The organism is Aliivibrio sp. S4MY1, assembly GCF_028765545.1.
Lineage (GTDB): Bacteria > Pseudomonadota > Gammaproteobacteria > Enterobacterales > Vibrionaceae > Aliivibrio.
The window spans coordinates 104344-123100 of the sequence record NZ_JARACP010000007.1; the positions used below are offsets into that span (position 1 = coordinate 104344).

Annotated in this window: 16 protein-coding genes; 7 read left to right on the forward strand and 9 right to left on the reverse strand. The window is 36.3% G+C overall.

What is annotated here, in order from left to right; translation table 11 throughout:
- Positions 1 to 100 precede the first annotated feature (100 nt).
- The gene (locus PVK71_RS09635) at positions 101 to 571 is read right to left on the reverse strand and encodes a hypothetical protein (protein WP_274418266.1); all 471 of its coding nucleotides are present in this window, start codon (positions 569 to 571) and stop codon (positions 101 to 103) included.
- Positions 572 to 573: 2 nt separating this feature from the next.
- Positions 574 to 906, reverse strand: a complete 333-nt coding sequence (locus PVK71_RS09640) for a hypothetical protein (protein ID WP_274418264.1) — start codon at positions 904 to 906, stop codon at positions 574 to 576.
- Positions 907 to 946: 40 nt separating this feature from the next.
- Between PVK71_RS09640 and PVK71_RS09645 the strand changes: the two genes are divergently transcribed.
- Positions 947 to 1243, forward strand: a complete 297-nt coding sequence (locus PVK71_RS09645; RefSeq protein ID WP_274421808.1) for a helix-turn-helix domain-containing protein — start codon at positions 947 to 949, stop codon at positions 1241 to 1243.
- Between the two features lie 296 nt (positions 1244 to 1539).
- On the opposite strand, the gene PVK71_RS09650 is transcribed toward PVK71_RS09645, so the two are convergent.
- Together PVK71_RS09650 and PVK71_RS09655 are read right to left on the reverse strand one after the other, a co-directional pair.
- On the reverse strand, positions 1540 to 1737 hold the full coding sequence (locus PVK71_RS09650; protein WP_274418261.1) for an MbcA/ParS/Xre antitoxin family protein: 198 nt from the start codon (positions 1735 to 1737) through the stop codon (positions 1540 to 1542).
- A 245-nt stretch (positions 1738 to 1982) separates the two neighbouring features.
- Complete coding sequence (locus PVK71_RS09655) at positions 1983 to 2741, reverse strand: hypothetical protein (RefSeq protein ID WP_274418260.1); 759 nt, start codon at positions 2739 to 2741, stop codon at positions 1983 to 1985.
- 861 nt (positions 2742 to 3602) lie between these two features.
- On the opposite strand from PVK71_RS09655, the gene PVK71_RS09660 reads away from it, so the two are divergent.
- The 4 genes from PVK71_RS09660 (at position 3603) to PVK71_RS09675 (ending at position 8757) form a co-directional block, all read left to right on the forward strand.
- Entirely contained in the window at positions 3603 to 4154 is a 552-nt protein-coding gene (locus PVK71_RS09660; RefSeq protein ID WP_274418259.1) for a DUF6538 domain-containing protein, read from the forward strand.
- A 16-nt stretch (positions 4155 to 4170) separates the two neighbouring features.
- A complete protein-coding gene (locus PVK71_RS09665; protein WP_274418258.1) occupies positions 4171 to 4695 on the forward strand; it encodes a site-specific integrase in 525 nt (174 codons plus the stop codon).
- Between the two features lie 236 nt (positions 4696 to 4931).
- The gene (locus PVK71_RS09670) at positions 4932 to 8138 is read left to right on the forward strand and encodes a PAAR-like domain-containing protein (protein ID WP_274418257.1); all 3207 of its coding nucleotides are present in this window, start codon (positions 4932 to 4934) and stop codon (positions 8136 to 8138) included.
- Position 8139: 1 nt separating this feature from the next.
- A complete protein-coding gene (locus tag PVK71_RS09675; protein WP_274418255.1) occupies positions 8140 to 8757 on the forward strand; it encodes an imm11 family protein in 618 nt (205 codons plus the stop codon).
- 538 nt (positions 8758 to 9295) lie between these two features.
- Here the strand turns inward: PVK71_RS09675 and PVK71_RS09680 are convergent.
- Positions 9296 to 10561, reverse strand: coding sequence for a mechanosensitive ion channel family protein (locus tag PVK71_RS09680; protein ID WP_274418254.1), 1266 nt, complete (start codon positions 10559 to 10561; stop codon positions 9296 to 9298).
- A gap of 269 nt (positions 10562 to 10830) precedes the next feature.
- On the opposite strand from PVK71_RS09680, the gene PVK71_RS09685 reads away from it, so the two are divergent.
- Entirely contained in the window at positions 10831 to 11391 is a 561-nt protein-coding gene (locus PVK71_RS09685) for an HdeD family acid-resistance protein (protein WP_274418253.1), read from the forward strand.
- A 180-nt stretch (positions 11392 to 11571) separates the two neighbouring features.
- Here the strand turns inward: PVK71_RS09685 and PVK71_RS09690 are convergent, their stop codons facing one another.
- The 4 genes from PVK71_RS09690 to PVK71_RS09705 form a co-directional block, all read right to left on the reverse strand.
- Positions 11572 to 12963 carry a fructose-specific PTS transporter subunit EIIC gene (locus PVK71_RS09690; RefSeq protein WP_274418252.1) on the reverse strand — a complete coding sequence of 464 codons (1392 nt, stop codon included), beginning with the start codon at positions 12961 to 12963 and terminating at the stop codon, positions 11572 to 11574.
- 33 nt (positions 12964 to 12996) lie between these two features.
- Positions 12997 to 13428 (reverse strand): PTS sugar transporter subunit IIA, encoded by a 432-nt coding sequence (locus PVK71_RS09695; RefSeq protein ID WP_274418250.1) that lies wholly within the window; start codon positions 13426 to 13428, stop codon positions 12997 to 12999.
- A gap of 411 nt (positions 13429 to 13839) precedes the next feature.
- Positions 13840 to 15528, reverse strand: coding sequence for a GGDEF domain-containing protein (locus PVK71_RS09700; protein ID WP_274418249.1), 1689 nt, complete (start codon positions 15526 to 15528; stop codon positions 13840 to 13842).
- Between the two features lie 104 nt (positions 15529 to 15632).
- Positions 15633 to 16487, reverse strand: coding sequence for a helix-turn-helix transcriptional regulator (locus PVK71_RS09705; protein WP_274418248.1), 855 nt, complete (start codon positions 16485 to 16487; stop codon positions 15633 to 15635).
- A gap of 298 nt (positions 16488 to 16785) precedes the next feature.
- Between PVK71_RS09705 and PVK71_RS09710 the strand changes: the two genes are divergently transcribed.
- A complete protein-coding gene (locus PVK71_RS09710; RefSeq protein WP_274418247.1) occupies positions 16786 to 18687 on the forward strand; it encodes a PTS fructose transporter subunit IIABC in 1902 nt (633 codons plus the stop codon).
- Positions 18688 to 18757 lie beyond the last annotated feature (70 nt).

Genomic DNA, 18757 nt, shown 5'->3' on the forward strand with positions numbered 1-18757 from the left:
GTTCTGTTTTAGTAATTAAGTACTAAAGGGAAAGTTCTTAACACTTAAATTATTGATATAATAAGACTTAAATTCCAATAACTTCTTTGTAGGTACTTAGTTAACTTACATTAAAACCATACGAAGATAAAGAGTCTTGAATTTTTTTCAAATTGTATTCTTTTTTTCTACGATAATGCTTTATAAAGAAAAAGATACTTTGGATTAAAATTGGGAAGCCTATTATTAAGAGAGAAAGAGGTAAAGCGACAATCATTCCAAATAAGGCAATTCTCAGGCAGGAAGTCGATTCTCTATCGATAAATGATACCTCTGAAATATCTATAATTTTTCTGCTATTAACTACGAGTGCTAATAGAATATAAGAATCGTAGAATTTTTTTAAGTATAGCTCTACATTCTCACCTACTAAGAGAAACGAATCACATGTGTTATATGCCAATACATTCTTTAACATGACATATTCATTATTCTCATCGATAAGTTTAACATAGGCATATTTACTAGATGTTTGATCAAATTCTTTTTGACCCAATATATCTATCCTCCCTTTGTATACTTTTACTGTCATGATCAGCATTTACCCGCTGCTTTTAATAGCGCGTTACAATTAGCACTAGAAGGTATTCTTTTTCCATCTGTTGCGGAACAAATAGCATCACTTGTAACCAAGACACCACCCGTGTAATAACACTGGAAGCGACGACCTTTATATATTGCATCAAACTCAACTTTCATTAAATCTGCGGTTCGATTTTCAATTCGAATCTTATCTGCGCTTGTTCCTAACGCAAATGCAGCCTTTTTCTGAATACTTGTATTATCCCGCGTATTATTATCAATAACGCTACACCCAGATAGAATGCCTGTCATTAATAAAAATAAAGTATATTTCGTATGCTTCATTGCTCTATAAACCCTTTTTTATAAACACACTTGCACCCGTATGGGTGCAATTCAGGATGATAATATCTGCGATAGTGATTGCACACAAATAGGAGCAATCATAAATATGATAGAGATCACGGTTCGTAAAAACATTACTGGTTCTAGAATAAAAAGTATCAGGCTATCAAAAAAATTATCACAGCAGGATGTTGATCGTATTGCTTCACTACAGGGTATCGATCTCACTCGTAGTAGGTTAGCAAAAATTGAAACAGGCATGATACGAGTTACAGATGAAACTTTGCGTGATCTTTCTATTGTATTTGATGTTAATGTTAGTGAGTTTTTTGAGTAAAAAATCTTTTGATGAGTATAGTGGTTAAATAACTGGATTATTTAAATCCTGAAACTATTCAATTTGACAGTTCCTTTCAGCCCTCTAATAACACGAATAAACTTGAACATGTGACTAAACGTCGTTATCAGTCAGAGCAAGTATTAATGAATTTCCGATGTTGATTACACTCTTGAGGTTTGCTGTAAAACAACATGGATTCATTGAATATGGTTAAGCTAACGTTTGTTAGGCTAATAAACGTTAGCTTAACTTTAGTAACTTCGTATGTTTTTTCTACACCACAATATACGAAGCTATGACAAGTCCCCAGTTTCGATCCTAGCGATCATATCTAGAATTTTATCTTTACCACCGAAGGTTTTAAGAACCGCCAATGGACTTAAGCCACCCAGTGGTATTTTGCTGCTCTTTAGCCAATCTTCACATAATGCTTCATCATTAAAAAGAACCATTAGCCGCGACTTTATTTCGTTATCTAATTCATCTTTCATTTTTTCTTCATTCGCTATTATTGATAATAAATACCAATATAACAATAATTAAGTGCTTTATATAAGCACATATTAGTAATTAAATTCACAATAACTTATTTATAGAAACTTACTTTAGAATATTGGATAGGCTCTCAATCCAGCTTATGACCTTCATTATTCCACCTAAAATCATATAACCCTAGTAGCTATCCCTAATAGCCCATTGGTAATGGTTTATAGCTATTTATTATTTTTCGATTCAATCACTCAGAAGATAAAAATGATTCCTCTGTCGTATAAAAAGTATTTAGAGCTAATTTAAATAAAAACTCTTCTTCTGACATATTATATTTAACACTTCTTTCAGATAATCGTATTTTTGCCATGCCTGCTAATTCTGGTATTCCTTCTAACCCAGGTATTCCTCCTATTTTATTTTTTCCAACACTTAGCTTTCTTATATTTTCACAACTATTAGCTAAATCTAATTTGAATTGCTCTAAAAAATTTGTCGTTGTACATAATTCTAAATATTCATTTATTGTAACTAACAACGAACTATACATTTCAGGAGAAGCTTTGCAATATGGATAAATTGAATCGATCCCTATCGTACTACTTCGTGACAGTATCCAGTTCCACTTTTTACTATGGGTTAAATGATTTAATAAATGGGGATTACCAACGCGCTGAATACACACGTATTGAACAAAATCCACTTTTAAGAGTTCAGAGACAATAGCCGAAAAAAGCCCTTTATTTTGAAGACTGTTAGCTATTTCTATTCGCTCAATAGCTGGACAACAGCGATAAATATTACGCTGTTCATTTTTATCTTTAACCTCAGAACTTGAATACAATATAACTTTCTCTAATTTTGAAAGTAATACTGGCGGGTATGTATCAGGTATAACAATCAGCAATTCAATATGTTCATTCTTATACCTAAACGATCCTTCCAGTTTTGATTTAGAGAATTTTTTCGCTATATCTTTAGATAAAAAATCAATAAATTGATCCATTTTAATGCCTCATTATGAATATGGAAAAATAGTTAAAAGTTAAAATTAAAGACAAATGTAACTTTACCTTTCCAGAGAAGTATTTCATCAAGTAGCAGAAAGAATCAAATTATTAACTTCAAGGGAAATTAACAATTGACAAGATAAAAGACATTAAAAAAGAACAACTTAGGATAATGGTGATTTTATTAATTAATATAATCACTTATTTATACTGAATATTAAACATTCATTTTTTCAATCTAAATTCGAGTAAAAATAAAATATTTATTTTAAAAATTTAATTTAAATTACTAACATTCCACCTTGTCCGAACAGCTATTATTTGTATAATACGCACTCTCTATTTTTTTTAAAATTTTGTGGCCTACCTCTAAATTATTAAAATAAGAACAAGTGAATAGTGCAATTATCGAGAGTTTTTCTATTTAGACGGCAGGCTAGTAATCATCATTTTTTCTGAGTACGGGACACTGAATAGGAAAATTATGTGGACATCGATTATCATTCCGCACTAGATAGATATTAAATAAACCATAACTCCTAAAAATAACAGTCACTGCACAAATATACGGAGGAAAATGGTGCCTATTCCACCTCTAGCAACACCAGAAGTGGAATGAAATATGAGCACTAGCGTAAATTTCATCTTAACCAATCGTCATTTTCAACTGGACAAACATTTAAAAGTAATATAGATTGAACCCATTGAAATTTATCAGCTTAATGCAGATAGAAGAGTTAGGGATAGTTTTCAAATCCCTATCCCTCCACCAAATCAAAAGATTAAGCCGCTGTTTTTACAGCGGTTTTTTTGTATCTGTACTATCGAAAATCACCTTGCACAGAAAGGTGGCACAGATGTACTTATTAAGACTTCCAAATAGCGTGTACTATACTCGTATCGCTACTCCAGTTTCACTCCGTGAAAGTGGTTATCCTAACGAACTAAAATTCTCCCTACTTACTCGTGAGCGTAAAACCGCTTATCGTCGAAATGTTGAGCAAGTTCAATTACTTCATGCATTGTTTGAGAAAGCCATTGCGCTCTCTTTAACGATTGTCGAGTTTAAAACTGAACTGGCTGAGTCGATTAACATTCTACGCGCGGCTTATAACGCAGAACCTGAAACGCAAACTAAAGCCCCTAGGCTTGTAGCAGAGCCTTCACCAAAAATAAAAATCTCTACACCTTTACCTGTCATTACTTCAAGTACGCTCACTGAATTTATCCAATCAAAGAAATTAGAAGGAGTCACGCAACTCACCCTTACTCAGTTAGAGCAACGATGTAATGATTTTTTAGGCTATCTAAAAGAGCTAAATACAGATAAGCCCACCAATAGTATTGCAATGCACTATCGAGACCGATTACTCAAACGACGCTTATCGCAAACAAAACACAGACTTTAAGTGGATAACCTTATTGATGCTTTATCAAGGCTGTAGACCATCAGAAGCTTGTCAGCTTCAAGTTCGGGATATCAAGCAAGACGAACTACCTTGCATCCAGTTCTCGGACTCTGGTGACGCTCAGAAGCTGAAAAACCAGTTATCCAATCGAACCGTGCCCATTCATCAAACATTGTTAGATATGGGCTTCTTAGCCTTTGTGAAAGCTCGCCAGCGAGCAAAAGAAACACAGCTCTTTAATGTAACGCCTCGCGGTGCAGATAATGATTGGTCAAAGGATTATAGAAAGACCTTCGGCAATATTCTTAATGACGTGGGCTTTAAAGCGGGACAACGAGCTACCGCCTATTCATTCCGTCATACCTTTATTGATGAGTTAAAACGAGCGAATGTCGAAGAGTATGTGGTTTCTGAAATTGTAGGCCATAAACATCAAAACATGACCTACGGTAGATATGGTAAACGACTGGAGCCAGAGCAGCTTGTAGAGGCCGTAAATCTATTTCGTTTAGATGACATAGATATCACCTTAAGTGCATAGATGGCATTGGGGACAACCTCGAAATAGGCGTTCACTGAAAGTGTGACGACAATGCAACCCGCTGCGCTTTCGTCATTATCACCTCTGTAAAACACATATCTAATGATATATCCTATTAAATACAACTCATACTCAAATTACATATACATTTAGTTAAAACACCTATTATTTCAGATAATTTGAAAATGAAAGCTAGAATATAATTGACCAATAACCATAAACTATAAAGGGTCAATATGGCAGTAACGATAAGTGCAAATGGACTCAGCATTGTTCACAAAAATTCTGATGGCAAAGCACATGCAACACTTCCAGATGTCTGTTTAACCACCGTAGGAAACGCTGTTGTTCCTATTCCTTATGGCAACTCAGCTAAATCGGCAGACTTGGCTAACGGAAGTAAAACCGTGACCGCTGATGGAGGAAACAGTATTGCGATAAAAGGCTGTTCATTCTCAAAGAGTACAGGTGACTCAGGTGGTGATAAGAAAGGTATTGCATCAGGTACGATTGAAGGGGAAGCGAAATTTATTACTTCTTCTCCGACAGTTAGAATTGAAGGTAAAGGAGTGTGTCGCCTTTCTGATCAAATGACAATGAACAAAGCTAATACCATGTGTCTGGGCGGAATAGATCAAGATTCTGTCAACGTATCTACAAAAGAAGAAGGTGATTATACAATAGACATACATTGCTCTTACCCTCGTGATGGAAAACCATTTTCTAATGCACCTTTTAAGCTAATCAGTAACGATGGTGTGGTTATTCATGAGGGTAAACTTGATGCAAAAGGAAAATGTACGGTATCTTCATTGGCAAATGACTATTGTCATGTTCACTTTGACGAAAGTGAAGCAGATTATGCACTTGTAAACCACAGAAAGAAGAACAATCGTTATAATTCAGCGCTTGATGATGCCGTTTTCTTTGATAAATTAGTGAGTCATGAAAGGGCATTCTGGTCTCTATCCACAAATTCCTCTAGAAATAATATCTGGGGTATTATGGGGCCTAAATTATTGAGTGATAAATATTTTATTCAGATTTTAGAACTCGAAATTCAATCTCATTTTGAATTAGCAATCAATGCAAAAGAAAGTCAGATAATGGCTCAGTTATTTATTAATGCACTTTCTCCTGAGGCAGGCTCGGAGCAAAGAGTAACTACTGATGATTTATTAATTGCCACCTCGCCTCCAACGTATCAACTTGGGGCTATTATCGCGTTATTTATTCAATATCCAGAGAAGCAATCTTACCATAACCTGTTAGCCAGATTGCGTAATTTAGGCAGAGGCAACCCAAAGGCATTTATTAATAATTTTGATTGGGTGTCATCAAAACAGCAAATAGCCACTGAGCTTGACTCTCTCCTTTCAAAGCTGATCAACCGAATTGAGTTTCTGAAAACACAAGCAGACTTAAAGCGTTATACTCCTCTGGTTAATATATTCAATTCGCATATAAGCCAGCTAAAAACCTTTAAACGAACACTGACTGATGACATCACTACGTGTTTTAAACACACAAAAAATAAAATAAATCAGATATCTACAGACAATGATGATGTATTTGTCGTTAAAACAGATAAAGTTGGGCATTCAATTGAAGCTAATGCCTTTGTTCATATCGTACACACATTAAATGAAACCCCTGAACCACTTATTTTGCAATTAAACTATGATGACCTGGAGAAAACCCCAGCGTCCAATATTCCATTTAAAGTCACTTTTTCTAATGAGCAAGTTTTTAAAGGGGTATTAAATCCAAATGGCTATGCACAAGTATGGGGAGGACCGAAATTAACGGCGCACATTGAATTTGGTGATAAAGAGAAAGCACAAGAAGCAAAAGATAAGTTGCCAGATAGCTATAAATCGCTTGATGTTGCGCTGGATAAAATTGCCAAAGATACAGCCGTAACATTACTTGATAATGCGAATGAAAAACCCGCGTCAGCGCTCATTGTCGCCCAATTTAAAGTGCTAGTTGATGAACACCTTGCTGAACTCAATATACAAAAAGAAAATTTTAATAACTTAAGCTTTCTCGAACAATCATGGCAACAAAGTCAACATGCATTCTCTGGTGTAAAAACGGGTATCACGGAATATGTTCCTGATTTGGGTGAGTTCGGAGAGTTAATGACATTAGCAAACATCGACATTACCAGTTTAGTTAATGCTATCGCATTTGGGGAAGTTGATGAGTTAGAAAAGAGTTTCAAAGACTGGAAACAACGCAATCAAGAGCAGCTCAGTGAAGCGTCAGAATCGATGGAAATGTTGATATTAATTGTATCAGACCCTGAAGCTCGACAGATTTTGGCGAGTTTACCGAAGAAAATTCTTGAAGCGATGCCTGCGGATAAAGTGACTGAAGTATTAGCTTCACAAGTTAGCCAAGCTGGTGTTGATTCTGTTGTTATTACGGGGAGCACGGCGGCAGGGGCATTTGCTGGCGGTGTCGGCGCACCAATAATGGCTGCAATTACTGTAGCGGCTACCACGGGTAGAAAAACAGGAAAACTACTGGAAGAAACCATTAATATTATCAGTGATATTGGCAAGTTAAATAAAAATAAATTTAATACACATGATAAAGTGCCGCATCAAGAAAAGAGTGAAACCAAGCTCCCGAAAACGTGCCCTATTTGTAACGATGTGAGTTGCAAAAACAAAACAAAACCGAGCTTAGGTAAAGGAGAAAATACCCGTAAAAACTCAGCTCTTTATGCGGGTATTCGCAAAAAAGTACCTGGTTATCCAAAAACTCACATATGGTATACAGGCGATCGATCACTGGAAGTTCATCATGTCATTCCCTGTGAATCGGTTGAAGATAAAATATGGAGAAAGATGTTTAATCAATTCAGCTATAACATCAATGACCCTCACAACAGCGTAGTGTTACCTGCACAAGCCATACTTGCTTGCGAACTCAATGTTCAGAGGCACAAAGGGAGCCATGATCAAGGAATGGCATTAAATATAGATGAGCGTGTTTTATCTGCACTGAATACACATGAGGAAAACAACAACAATGAAAAAATAATGGTATTTCAAGATACGCTTTTCGCTAAGAATAATGGGAATGATTTTCGTTACCCTAAAGCAGCGACAAAACTAATTAAGAAAGTTAAAGATTCAGTTGAGAAAGGTAATTTATGCAAATATGCCGATAACTCTAAAAAAATGAAATCTGAATTTGAAAAGCAAATGACAGAGCACAGCAAAAAAATATTAGGGTATATCGATAGTTTTGAGTGGACAATTGCTTGGGACAGCCGTGATTATAAACCAAGCAGTAAATTGGGTTGTTGTGGCAATAAAGGTATTGAAGCTAAGCGAGAAAATAATAACAGGGCAATAGAGTGCTCAAAAAAACGAAATCATGGGTTAGGTAAAGGTGAATTTAATGGCAAATTGGAACTAGGAAAATAAAATGAAATACGATGATGAATATTATGTATTAACAGAGCAAGGTGCGTCGGGGCAATACATGCTTGGACAGATTGATGGCAGTGATGATGGATTAGAAAGGCTACTTTCACAGCGTTCGATAAAGAGATTAGTCAGAGGCCCAGGTAAGGTACGCGTTAATCAAGGAGACAAAGCTCTTTTTAGCCCTTGTGACTATCATGATACAGGAGATGATTTAGTTTCTGAAAAGTTTAAGCAAGTGATAGAAACCTTTAAACCTCAACATGTTGATTTTTATCAAGCGGATATCATTAATGGTGATCAAGTGTGGAGTGAGCATTATTTCATGCACATCTGGAATCATTATCGAGTAATGCATCAAGGTCATTCTAAAATTGATGGAACTTATGTGGATGATGATTTCATATTAGAATCGTTCTCATTGGATGAAAACGTGCTGGACAAAATCCCTCTTCAAGAGCGATTAATATTTAGGTTATCAGAAGATCCACAATTTCTTTTCCATGAAACCGTGGTTGCCGCATTAAAAGCAGCGAATTTAACGGGGGTTGGTTTTAAAAAAGTGAAAGACTGGGGAATAAGCAGTGGGTTTGATGATGATTTTTACGCTGATTTGTAGGTTATGGTTGAGCCCTAAGATATAGGGCTCTCATTTTTATGCTTATCTCGTTATCCGAATTAGATAAAACGTCTAACTGCGCTTTATCTAATTCGACATAACAAAACAGAGTGCATATTCTAGTAAGACTTCGTGCAAAAGTTAGTTAGAAACGTTTGTTCCGAACAAATATTCCGAACAAACAAACTTACTGAACATTGACCGATGTACCATCAAACATATAATACAAACAATCCGCAGATCCACTAATTTACATATAGCACCGCAAACATCAGATAAATAATCGGATTTCCTTGACGGTTAACGATTTAATCGCTATTAATCTGTACCAGACATACGGTTAAATTTATTTTTGAGAAAGACGGGTAACTAATTGTAATTACAGTACTTTTAGTTGGTAGATGTAGCATTCAAATCCCTATCCCTCCACCACATCCAAAGCCCTAGCAGAAATGCTGGGGCTTTTTTGTATCTGAAATCTAAATAATTCCACTAATGAACTGAGGCAATGATTTCCACTACCTCTGTTATGCCGACTCTACCCCTTCGATTTACCAATCATTGCAGCATCGTGGCCACTTAACGCTTGGTAAGGGCGTAAATCAAACAGTGGCATGATGGAATAAATATGGTCGAAGATATCGGCTTGTACCCCTTCGTAGAATACCCAATCCGTATTATTGGTAAACGCATAGATTTGTAGTGGTAAACCTTCCGGGGTTGGTTCTAGCTGACGCACCATAAACATCATATAAGAATGGATATCTTTATTAGTACGCAAGTAAGCAGCCAAATAAGCACGAAAAATCCCGACATTCGTCATTTGGCGAGTGTTACCTAAATGAGGAATATCATCCAACTCTTCATTAAATGTAGCTATTTCTTTTGATTTCTCAAATAAGTATTCACGTAAAATTCGAATGCTTTTGAGTGACTCAATCTCATCATCTGTCATAAAGCGAATCGAATTTACATCAATATTTACTGCTCGTTTAATACGTCTTCCGCCTGAATCAGACATTCCTTGCCAGTTAATAAAGGCGTTTTGAACCAACGCATAAGCTGGGATCATGCTCACGGTATTATCAAAGTTTCGAACTTTTACGGTGGTTAATGAAATTTCTTCAACTGAACCGTTGGCTTTAAACGAATCCATTTCAATCCAGTCATTTAACGTAATCATTCGGTTTGCTGAAAGCTGAATTCCTGCCACGAAACCTAAAATCGTATCTTTAAAGACCAACATCACAAAACCAGTAGCAACTCCTAACCCACTCAAAAAAATAACCGGTGATTCATTGGCAAGAATAGACATGGATACCACAAGGCCAACAAAAAAGGTAAATAACTTAATCAGTTGAACAAAGCTCTTAACTGGCATTCGACGGGTAATGCCTTTGAAAGTAGCAACATCATTAAGCGCATCAAGTAAGGCAAAAACCAACCTTATAAAACTAACGAGAATAGAGATACTGAGAACTTTATCTGCAATGGCTGATAGTAATGTGTAATGTCCAAGTGCCAATGGGATCAATAAATCCAATACCATTACAGGGACAAGAAGCGTTAATTTTTCAAGTACTTTATATTTAGCAAACGCATCAGATAAGGGTTCATTTGTTCGGTGTAGCACATTCCTAATGGTGCGAACAATAATATGATGAGTAACTAGGTGGCCAATAATAGCAACACCGATAACCACCGATACAAATACGATGGTAAGTTCAACCCCATAAGGATCACTGTTGATCCCCAAAGCGCTTAATTTATCTGAAATATAGTCTCGAACATGATGCTCTAACACGTAGCCACCCTTAATTTCCTAGGACATTTAATATGTTAATAATCATAGACTTTTAGCCTGTTTCTACAAGAACTATTTTTAGTATAGGTACTATAACTGTACAAAATGCCTGATAACGCTATTCCCTCTAAAAAACGGTGTTTTTCTTATACAAAAAGACCAAAACATGCACAAGATCACAAATTTTGAGAACTTTGTTTACTTTCCAGTTAAACCTTATATTTAGGACTACAATCAAAGCGTATCTTACATTTAACTCAGAGGTTAAAATGGAAAATCAAGCACCAGGTCAGGCTTTAATTTCAAAAAGTTGGAAATACTTTATTACTGTTGGTGTAATAGCTTCAGTTACAGGGTTAGGAGCGACTAGCTTACCTGTGATGGCAGGTCTGACGATTTCGACGATCATCGGCACGCTATTATTAATCACAGGGTTAGTTCAGGTTTATCATACTTTTCACATTCACTCTTGGAAAGAAAAGCTATGGTATGTATTAAGTGCCTTATTTTATATTATTGGTGCTTTATTTATTATCTTTAAGCCACTAGAAGGGCTTATGACCATCACTACCATCATGGTTGTGGTTATGATTTTTAATGGTCTAACACGCATGATTTTTGGGTTTACCAATAAAAATCTACCTGGTAGCGGCATGGTTATATTGAGTGGATTGCTTTCTGTTGCTATTGGTGGGTATTTCTTCTTCCTTTTAGATAACCCTGAGTTCTCGTTATCACTATTAGGCACTTTTGTTGGTGTATCACTAATATTTGAAGGAATGAGCTTTCTTTTTATCGGTTTACGAATCAGAAAAGCGTTAAAAGCATAGAAATACGGTTCTAAACAGATTGTTGATCAGCATTTGAACTACTTAACTTAAAAGATATAGCCTGTATTCTTATAATACGGGCTTTTTATTGTAAATAACAAAAAAGCCTCTTGGGGGATAAGAGGCTTTTAATTAGGAGATTTTATTCAGAGAAGATGGTTAATCTCTTCTGTTTTTCTATTAACCCTGAATCAGAGTTAACGCATTCTTCATTGCTTCTTTCGTTGAACATTCAACTTGGCGAATGTTTGCAAAACGGTCAGATTCTTTTACTGGAATATCATGAGCAAGGATGATGAACTTCGCGTTCGCCACATCTTTTGCTGTCAGTTTGTTCACTAAACCGTTAGATCCTTGAGTTTCAACTTTAATCTTAATGCCCGCTGCTGCACCTGCTTTCTCTAGTGCTTTTGCTGCCATAAATGTGTGTGCTACACCTGAAGGACAACAAGTTACTGCTAGAACATCATACTCACCTTCGCCTGCTACTGGTGCTGCTTGAGCTTGTACTGGTGTTGCTGCTACTGTTTCATCTTCTACAACTACTGGCTTCCAGAAACCAACGATAAGTGCTGTTGTTAATGAACCTAATGCAATACCCACAACATACATTGGGATGTTGCTAGATACAGGTGCTGTAATTAAACCGCCCCAAGGAGCATGAAGTAACACGTCAGTCATGAAACCAAACACACAACCAACCATGCCGCCAACAACGATAGATGGAAGAACACGCATTGGGTCATTTGCTGCGAACGGAATAGCACCTTCAGAGATACCAATTGAACCCATGATTGCTGCTGCTTTACCTGCTTCTTGCTCTTCTTTAGAGAATTTCTTCTTAAACATGAATGTTGCAAGAGCCATACCTAGTGGTGGAGTACAAATCGCGATACCAACACCACCCATTAACCATGGTTGTGTATTTACTTGTGTTTGAGCGAACAGTGTTGCTACTTTGTTGATTGGGCCACCCATATCGAACGCCGTCATACCACCAAGAATCGCACCTAGAACCGCTTTAGAAGAACCCGCCATTGATGCTAAAAATTCATTCATGCCAACCATGAAAGAAGAAATAGCTGCACCTAGGCCCCACATTACTATACCAGCAGATACTAATGTACCAACTAAAGGGTAAATAAAGTACACACCAAGCGCACTTAAATGAGCAGGAATTGGAAGTTTCTTAAGTTGAAGAACCACACCACCAGCAATGAAACCTGCGACGATACAGCCAAGGAAGCCACCACCTAAATCTGCCATAATGCCTGATGCAATAAATGCTGGCGCTAATGCTGGTTTATCCGCAATAGAGTAACCAATAAAGCCACCAAGAATGATTGGGAAAAGCACAAGACCTTTAATCGCGATAGTTGAGATATCCGCTAAAATACCCGTATCAGGAACGGCACCTTTACCCGTAGCCATTACAGCTAGGGCCAAAAGCACCCCACCCGCAACCACGAACGGAAGCATGTGAGAAGTGCCGAACAGTAAATGCCCTTTTAATTTCGATAGTGTTTGTTTCCAATCACCAGTTGGTTGAGTTGTTGCAGTCATCGTTGACATAAAAGTAATCCTAAAAATAAGTAAATCTAAAAGTTAATTAATCAGTAAATCTAGAATGTCTTGCTCGGTCGTCGCTTTTTGCATATCTGCAATTAGGTCATCACCGAATTTTTCAAATAACGCTTGTAGTGCATAAATGTGGTGATCGCCGCTTTCTGGTGAGGCAATCATAAAAAATACGGTTGGTTGTTCATCATCAGCACCGTATTCAATGGCTGTTTTTGCTACACCAATAGCAATGGCTGGCTCAATAACCGCGGCATTTTTTGTATGAGGGTAAGCAATACCCATATCAGAAGTCACACACTGTGCTTCACGCTCATAAATACCCGCTAAAAAGTTTTCTTTATTATCGATACGGTTATTTTTTAATAACATTTCAGCTAACTCAGCAAATACGCCATCTTTCGTTGTCGCTTCTAAGTTCAATTTAATTAAATTAGTATTTACTAGTGTGGTAATCATAATGTTTCCCTTAATAAGAATTTTTACTTAATTCAAACTACATTAAGTTGATGAGGGAATAATATGAATTAAAGTGACATTTGGTAAGTTGATATTTAAAGCATTTACTGGACTTTTGTACCCGCAAAATCAAAGTGTGATGGCAGTAACAATTAAGGCTATAAAAAGAAAGCAGAAAACTAAAAGCAAAGTTATCGAACAAAAAAATAGATAAATAACAATAGCTTAATTTAAAATCAGATTTTAAAAGCAAACAGAAAAGAGCGTAAAAATAAAAAAGGAGAAGGCATAAAGGGAGAAAATGAGAACTAAACCACATTAAATATGTGTCATCTAATGTGGCTTAGTTAAAACATAGAAGCAGAAATGAAAAACACCATTTTGGATTTTTAGATGCTTAATTATAATAAACTAAGACGACTCAATATCATTAAAGATGGTATTCTTAGTACCACGTTTAGCCTTATACAATAATTCGTCTGCTACTTTATAAGTATTTTTACCTGGAGAATAACTACTTAACCCACCACTAATAGTAACAAATATACCATTATCCCAAACTAATTCTTTTGTCGCTTTTCGAATACTCTCAGTAATATGTATACTACGACTTTTACTAATGGTATCAAAAATAACCACAAACTCCTCGCCACCAATACGATAACATTTATGCTTACTACCTAAAATACGGGTGATCGTACTAGCCACCTTAACTAATACTCCATCACCAAAATCATGACCATAATTGTCATTAATCGCTTTAAAGTTATCAATATCTAAAATTAAAAAAGTATGATCAACTTGTGCTAATTTTCCATAGTCAATATTGAACTTCCGACGATTCAAGCAATTTGTTAGTGGATCTGTGAAATTTTCAATATTTAAGTATTTTATTCTTACGATTGTAAAGAATAATAATATCGATATAAGCATTAACACACTAAATGAAATTTTTAAGAAAAACATCGATTTTTCATGATCATCACTTAAATGAGCATTTTCACTTTGTTTTAATTTATTAGAAATCAACAGCTGGTAATTATTATTTTGCTTCTTATTTATTAATAAATAATAACGATGATTAATATCATAAAGTTTTGATATATCCCCTATTTGATAATAATAATCAAACAAAGTGTTATACACAACTTTTGCATATCTGGCCTGATTATCCAGATCTACTATAGAGAGTAATTCTTCTTTTTTTTCTTCTATATATGAAAAGTCTTTTTTCCTAAACGATAATTGAAATTCCACAACAGAAACAAGCGTTGTCTTCCCTAATAGAAATCGCATCTGATCTTTCTCTAACTCGTCTTTAGCTACAGACAAGTATTTACTTGCTTGGTCAAGTTGCCCAAGATAAGTGTAAGCCTCTGACTTTAAAGCAAGAGTATAGATATAATAATCTCGCCAATCTTCCTCACTATACTCAGTACCATTTTTATCAACCATAGAAAGAGCTTTTAATGCTTTTATAGGGTTATCAAGCGCCAATTCATTTTCAGCAAGCGTTACCATTGCTTGATTTTTTAATCTACGCCATCCAATAGTATCTTCGCTATAAATAATCGACTGAATTATCTTATTTGAGAATTCATACCCTTTAAAATAACTTATGGCCGATGCTATACTTAGCTCTCCACTTGCAATTTTAAATTTATCTTCACTCTCATTTGCAATTTGAATATAACTCAACATGGGATCTATCATACCAAAAAGATCATTATCTTTAGATTTTAAAGTGGCTATTTTATCTAAAAAATATAGCGTATCATCACAACTAAATGACCCATTTTCAAAAACAATATTTAAAATTGCAATTCCTATTTTAGGACCATTTTTATAAGCAAGAATAGGGCGAATGCTTTCTCCTATGGCTTTAATATTCTCACTATATTCATTTTTATTAATACGATTAAAATCGTCAATAATGCGGCACTCTAAAGGTTCACAATTCTGAGTAAGAGATAGTAATTGCTGCTCGTAATCCGTTACGTCAACATCACCACCATGATTATGAGACAAATCATTAACAATAAAAACAATGGCATTGGAAATTATGATTATTCCAGTGATAAATAGGATTACTTTTTTCATTCTGACGATTATAAAAAAGAAAAGGAATATACACTTAAACCTTCTATGCCACAATCTGTTAAATGCATTTATTATTCCTAATCACAAATATCTTACCTCCCTTTTTACTTAACCATAGTTCGATAGTCTGATGGGGTATAGCTGGTTTTCTTTTTAAATACACGATAAAAGTAGTTCACATCTTGAAAACCACAACGCGTAGCTACTTCAGTTAAGCGGAAGGTATATTTCTTAAGCATAAATTTTGCACGTTCAATACGCACCCAAGTGATGTAATCCGCTAACGTCATATGGCCTTGCTGCCTAAACATACGTGATAAGTGATTCGGTGAAATATTAAAGCGACTAGCTATATTATTTCTATCAATACTCCGATGGAAGTTTTCTTGGATATAAATACATATCCCTTGATAAAGATCTTCACTGCGCTTTTTAGGAGAAATAACATCATTTGGCTCACCTAACATTGTTTTGCTATAACTCAGCAATGCCAACAGAAGATATTCATCAATTTGATTTTTATTAGGTTCACGAGCGAGTGCATTTAGTGCTTCTAAAATATTATCAATCGCATGACCAGTTCGAGTCTGAATACTGTACTTTTGCACATCATAGAAACCCTCCTCACCCTTGCGCTTACTCACTAAGCTAAAGCCCACTTGTCTGCGACCAAAAAGTAAACTAAGCACAGAGCAATCTTCACTCCAAACGGGTTTATTCCAGCAGTTTGGTGGGATATAGAGCGCATCACCCGCCATGATTTTAACTTCGGTAATGCCAATGTCTGGATCTTCGATCTGATTTAGATATTCACCGCTGATCACTAGCTCTAAACGAGGAAAGTTAACTTGATAACAGCATGATGGAGGCGTGACTTTATCGCCTGCAAACCAGATCTGATTAAAGCTTTCTCTTTCTGACAGTAATGCCTCTAAAACAGTATTAAATACTAAACCCATGTCCATCACTTACTAAAATTAATCACACTTTTATCCACCAACCACATCAAAATCAGGATGTTATTGATAAATAACCCATCAATCATTACATAAAAACAACAATGTAAGTCATTATTTATTAAGTACTTTTTTGACTGATGCATTATAGCTTTTTGTTTTTATAAAAATCGGAGCTGAATCACACTTGGCTTTAGAGGATATAAAAATCCAGTAAATGCATTTCTCGCACACTTACCAATCTATCTCATCAGAATCACACTATTCCCACACAAGACATTCACCCAAATGGGAATAACTTATGATTACTGACTTAATCAACGAACAGCTAATTTGCTTAGATCTTGCAGCAAAAACCAAAGACGACGTTTTTTCTGAAATGGCAGAGCATCTTCTGCAACAAGGTCGAATCAATGACAAACAGGTATTTCTTAATGATATCTATGCAAGAGAAGAATTAGGAAATACAGGCTTTGAAGACGGCGTCGCATTACCACACGCGAAAAGCTCAGCGGTTATTTCCCCTGCCGTTATGATTGGTATCAGCAAACAAGGTATCGAATATGGCGCTGAAGATGGATTACCATCTAAATTATTCTTTATGATCGCTTCTCCTGAAAATGGTGCAGATCATCACATTGAAGTATTGGCTGAACTGTCTTGTAAATTAATTGAAGATGGATTTATTGAAAAATTCTTAGCGTCAACCTCACCAAAAATGGCGTTAGCACTGTTACTTGAAAAAACAGAAAACACCAACACAGGTGAAGCAACCAATGGCTTTTTAATTGGTGTAACAGGGTGTCCTGCTGGTATTGCTCACACCTACTTAGCCTCTGAAGCACTAGAAAAAGGCGCGGCAGAATTAGGCTACACCATCAAGGTTGAAACTAACGGATCTATTGGCGTTAAAAACAGCCCTACCGCAGAAGAAATCGAAAAAGCAGAAGCAATTATTGTCGCGTGTGACAAGCAAGTCGACCTTACACGCTTCGCAGGTAAAAAACTAATCCAAACCAACGTTAAAGCACCGATTAAAGATGCAAAAGGCTTAATTAATCAATCTCTTACACAACCTCCTTTTGTTGCTGATACAACTAAATCAAGCTCAGAGAACAAAAGTAGCACTTCTCAAACTCGCTCAGATATTTATCGTTACCTAATGAATGGCGTATCACACATGATCCCATTTGTTGTGACTGGCGGTTTATTAATTGCATTGGCACTTGCTCTGGGTGGTCAACCAACAGAAAGCGGTATGGCGATCCCTCCGGGCAGCTTATGGAATAAAGTACTCGATGTAGGTGTTGTTGCCTTTACCTTAATGATCCCAATTCTTGCAGGTTACATTGCGTACGCGATTGCCGATCGCCCTGCGCTTGCACCTGGCCTAATTGGTGGTTGGATTGCAAATAACGGTTCTTTCTATGGTGCTGAAGCTGGTACTGGTTTTATTGGCGCTATCATTGCTGGTTTACTTGTTGGTTACTTTGTTAAATTTATTGCCAACATCAACTACCACAAGTTCATTCAACCTCTTGTGCCTATCGTAATTGCACCGATTACGGGCTCATTATTCATCGCGTCATTATTCATTTTTGTTATTGGTGCACCGATTGCTGATTTAATGGATTCTCTAAATGTACTACTAACCAACATGAGTACAGGTAACGTCGTTCTACTTGGTATCGTTTTAGGTGGTATGGCTGGATTTGATATGGGTGGTCCATTCAACAAAGTCGCCTTCCTATTCTCGGTTGGCATGATTGCAAGCGGTCAAACTCAATTTATGGGTGCAATGGCGTGTGCAATCCCTGTTGCTCCACTAGGTATGTCACTAGCAACGGTTATTGGTCGCAAGTTCAACATCTTTGAAGAGTCTGAAATTGAAGCCGGTAAAGCCTCTGGTGCGATGGGCTTAGTGGGTATTTCTGAAGGTGCAATTCCATTTGCAGCACAAGATCCACTCTCAGTTATCCCAGCAAACATCCTTGGTTCTATGGTTGCAGCAGTAATGGCATTCTCATTTGGTATTACAAACAGCGTTGCTCACGGCGGTCCTGTTGTTGCCCTACTGGGTGCAATGAATAAACCGGTATTAGCACTGGCTTGTATGGCTGCGGGCGCAACCGTAACCGCATTGGTTTGTGTTTCTATTAAAAAAGCTCGCCAATCTAAATCGTTTTCTGTAGCGGCAGCCTAACCTTCCCTCTCTCCAGTGTTTTCTCTCTTGATTCAGTAAAACAAGATTTGAAACGCACTGGAGAAGTTTT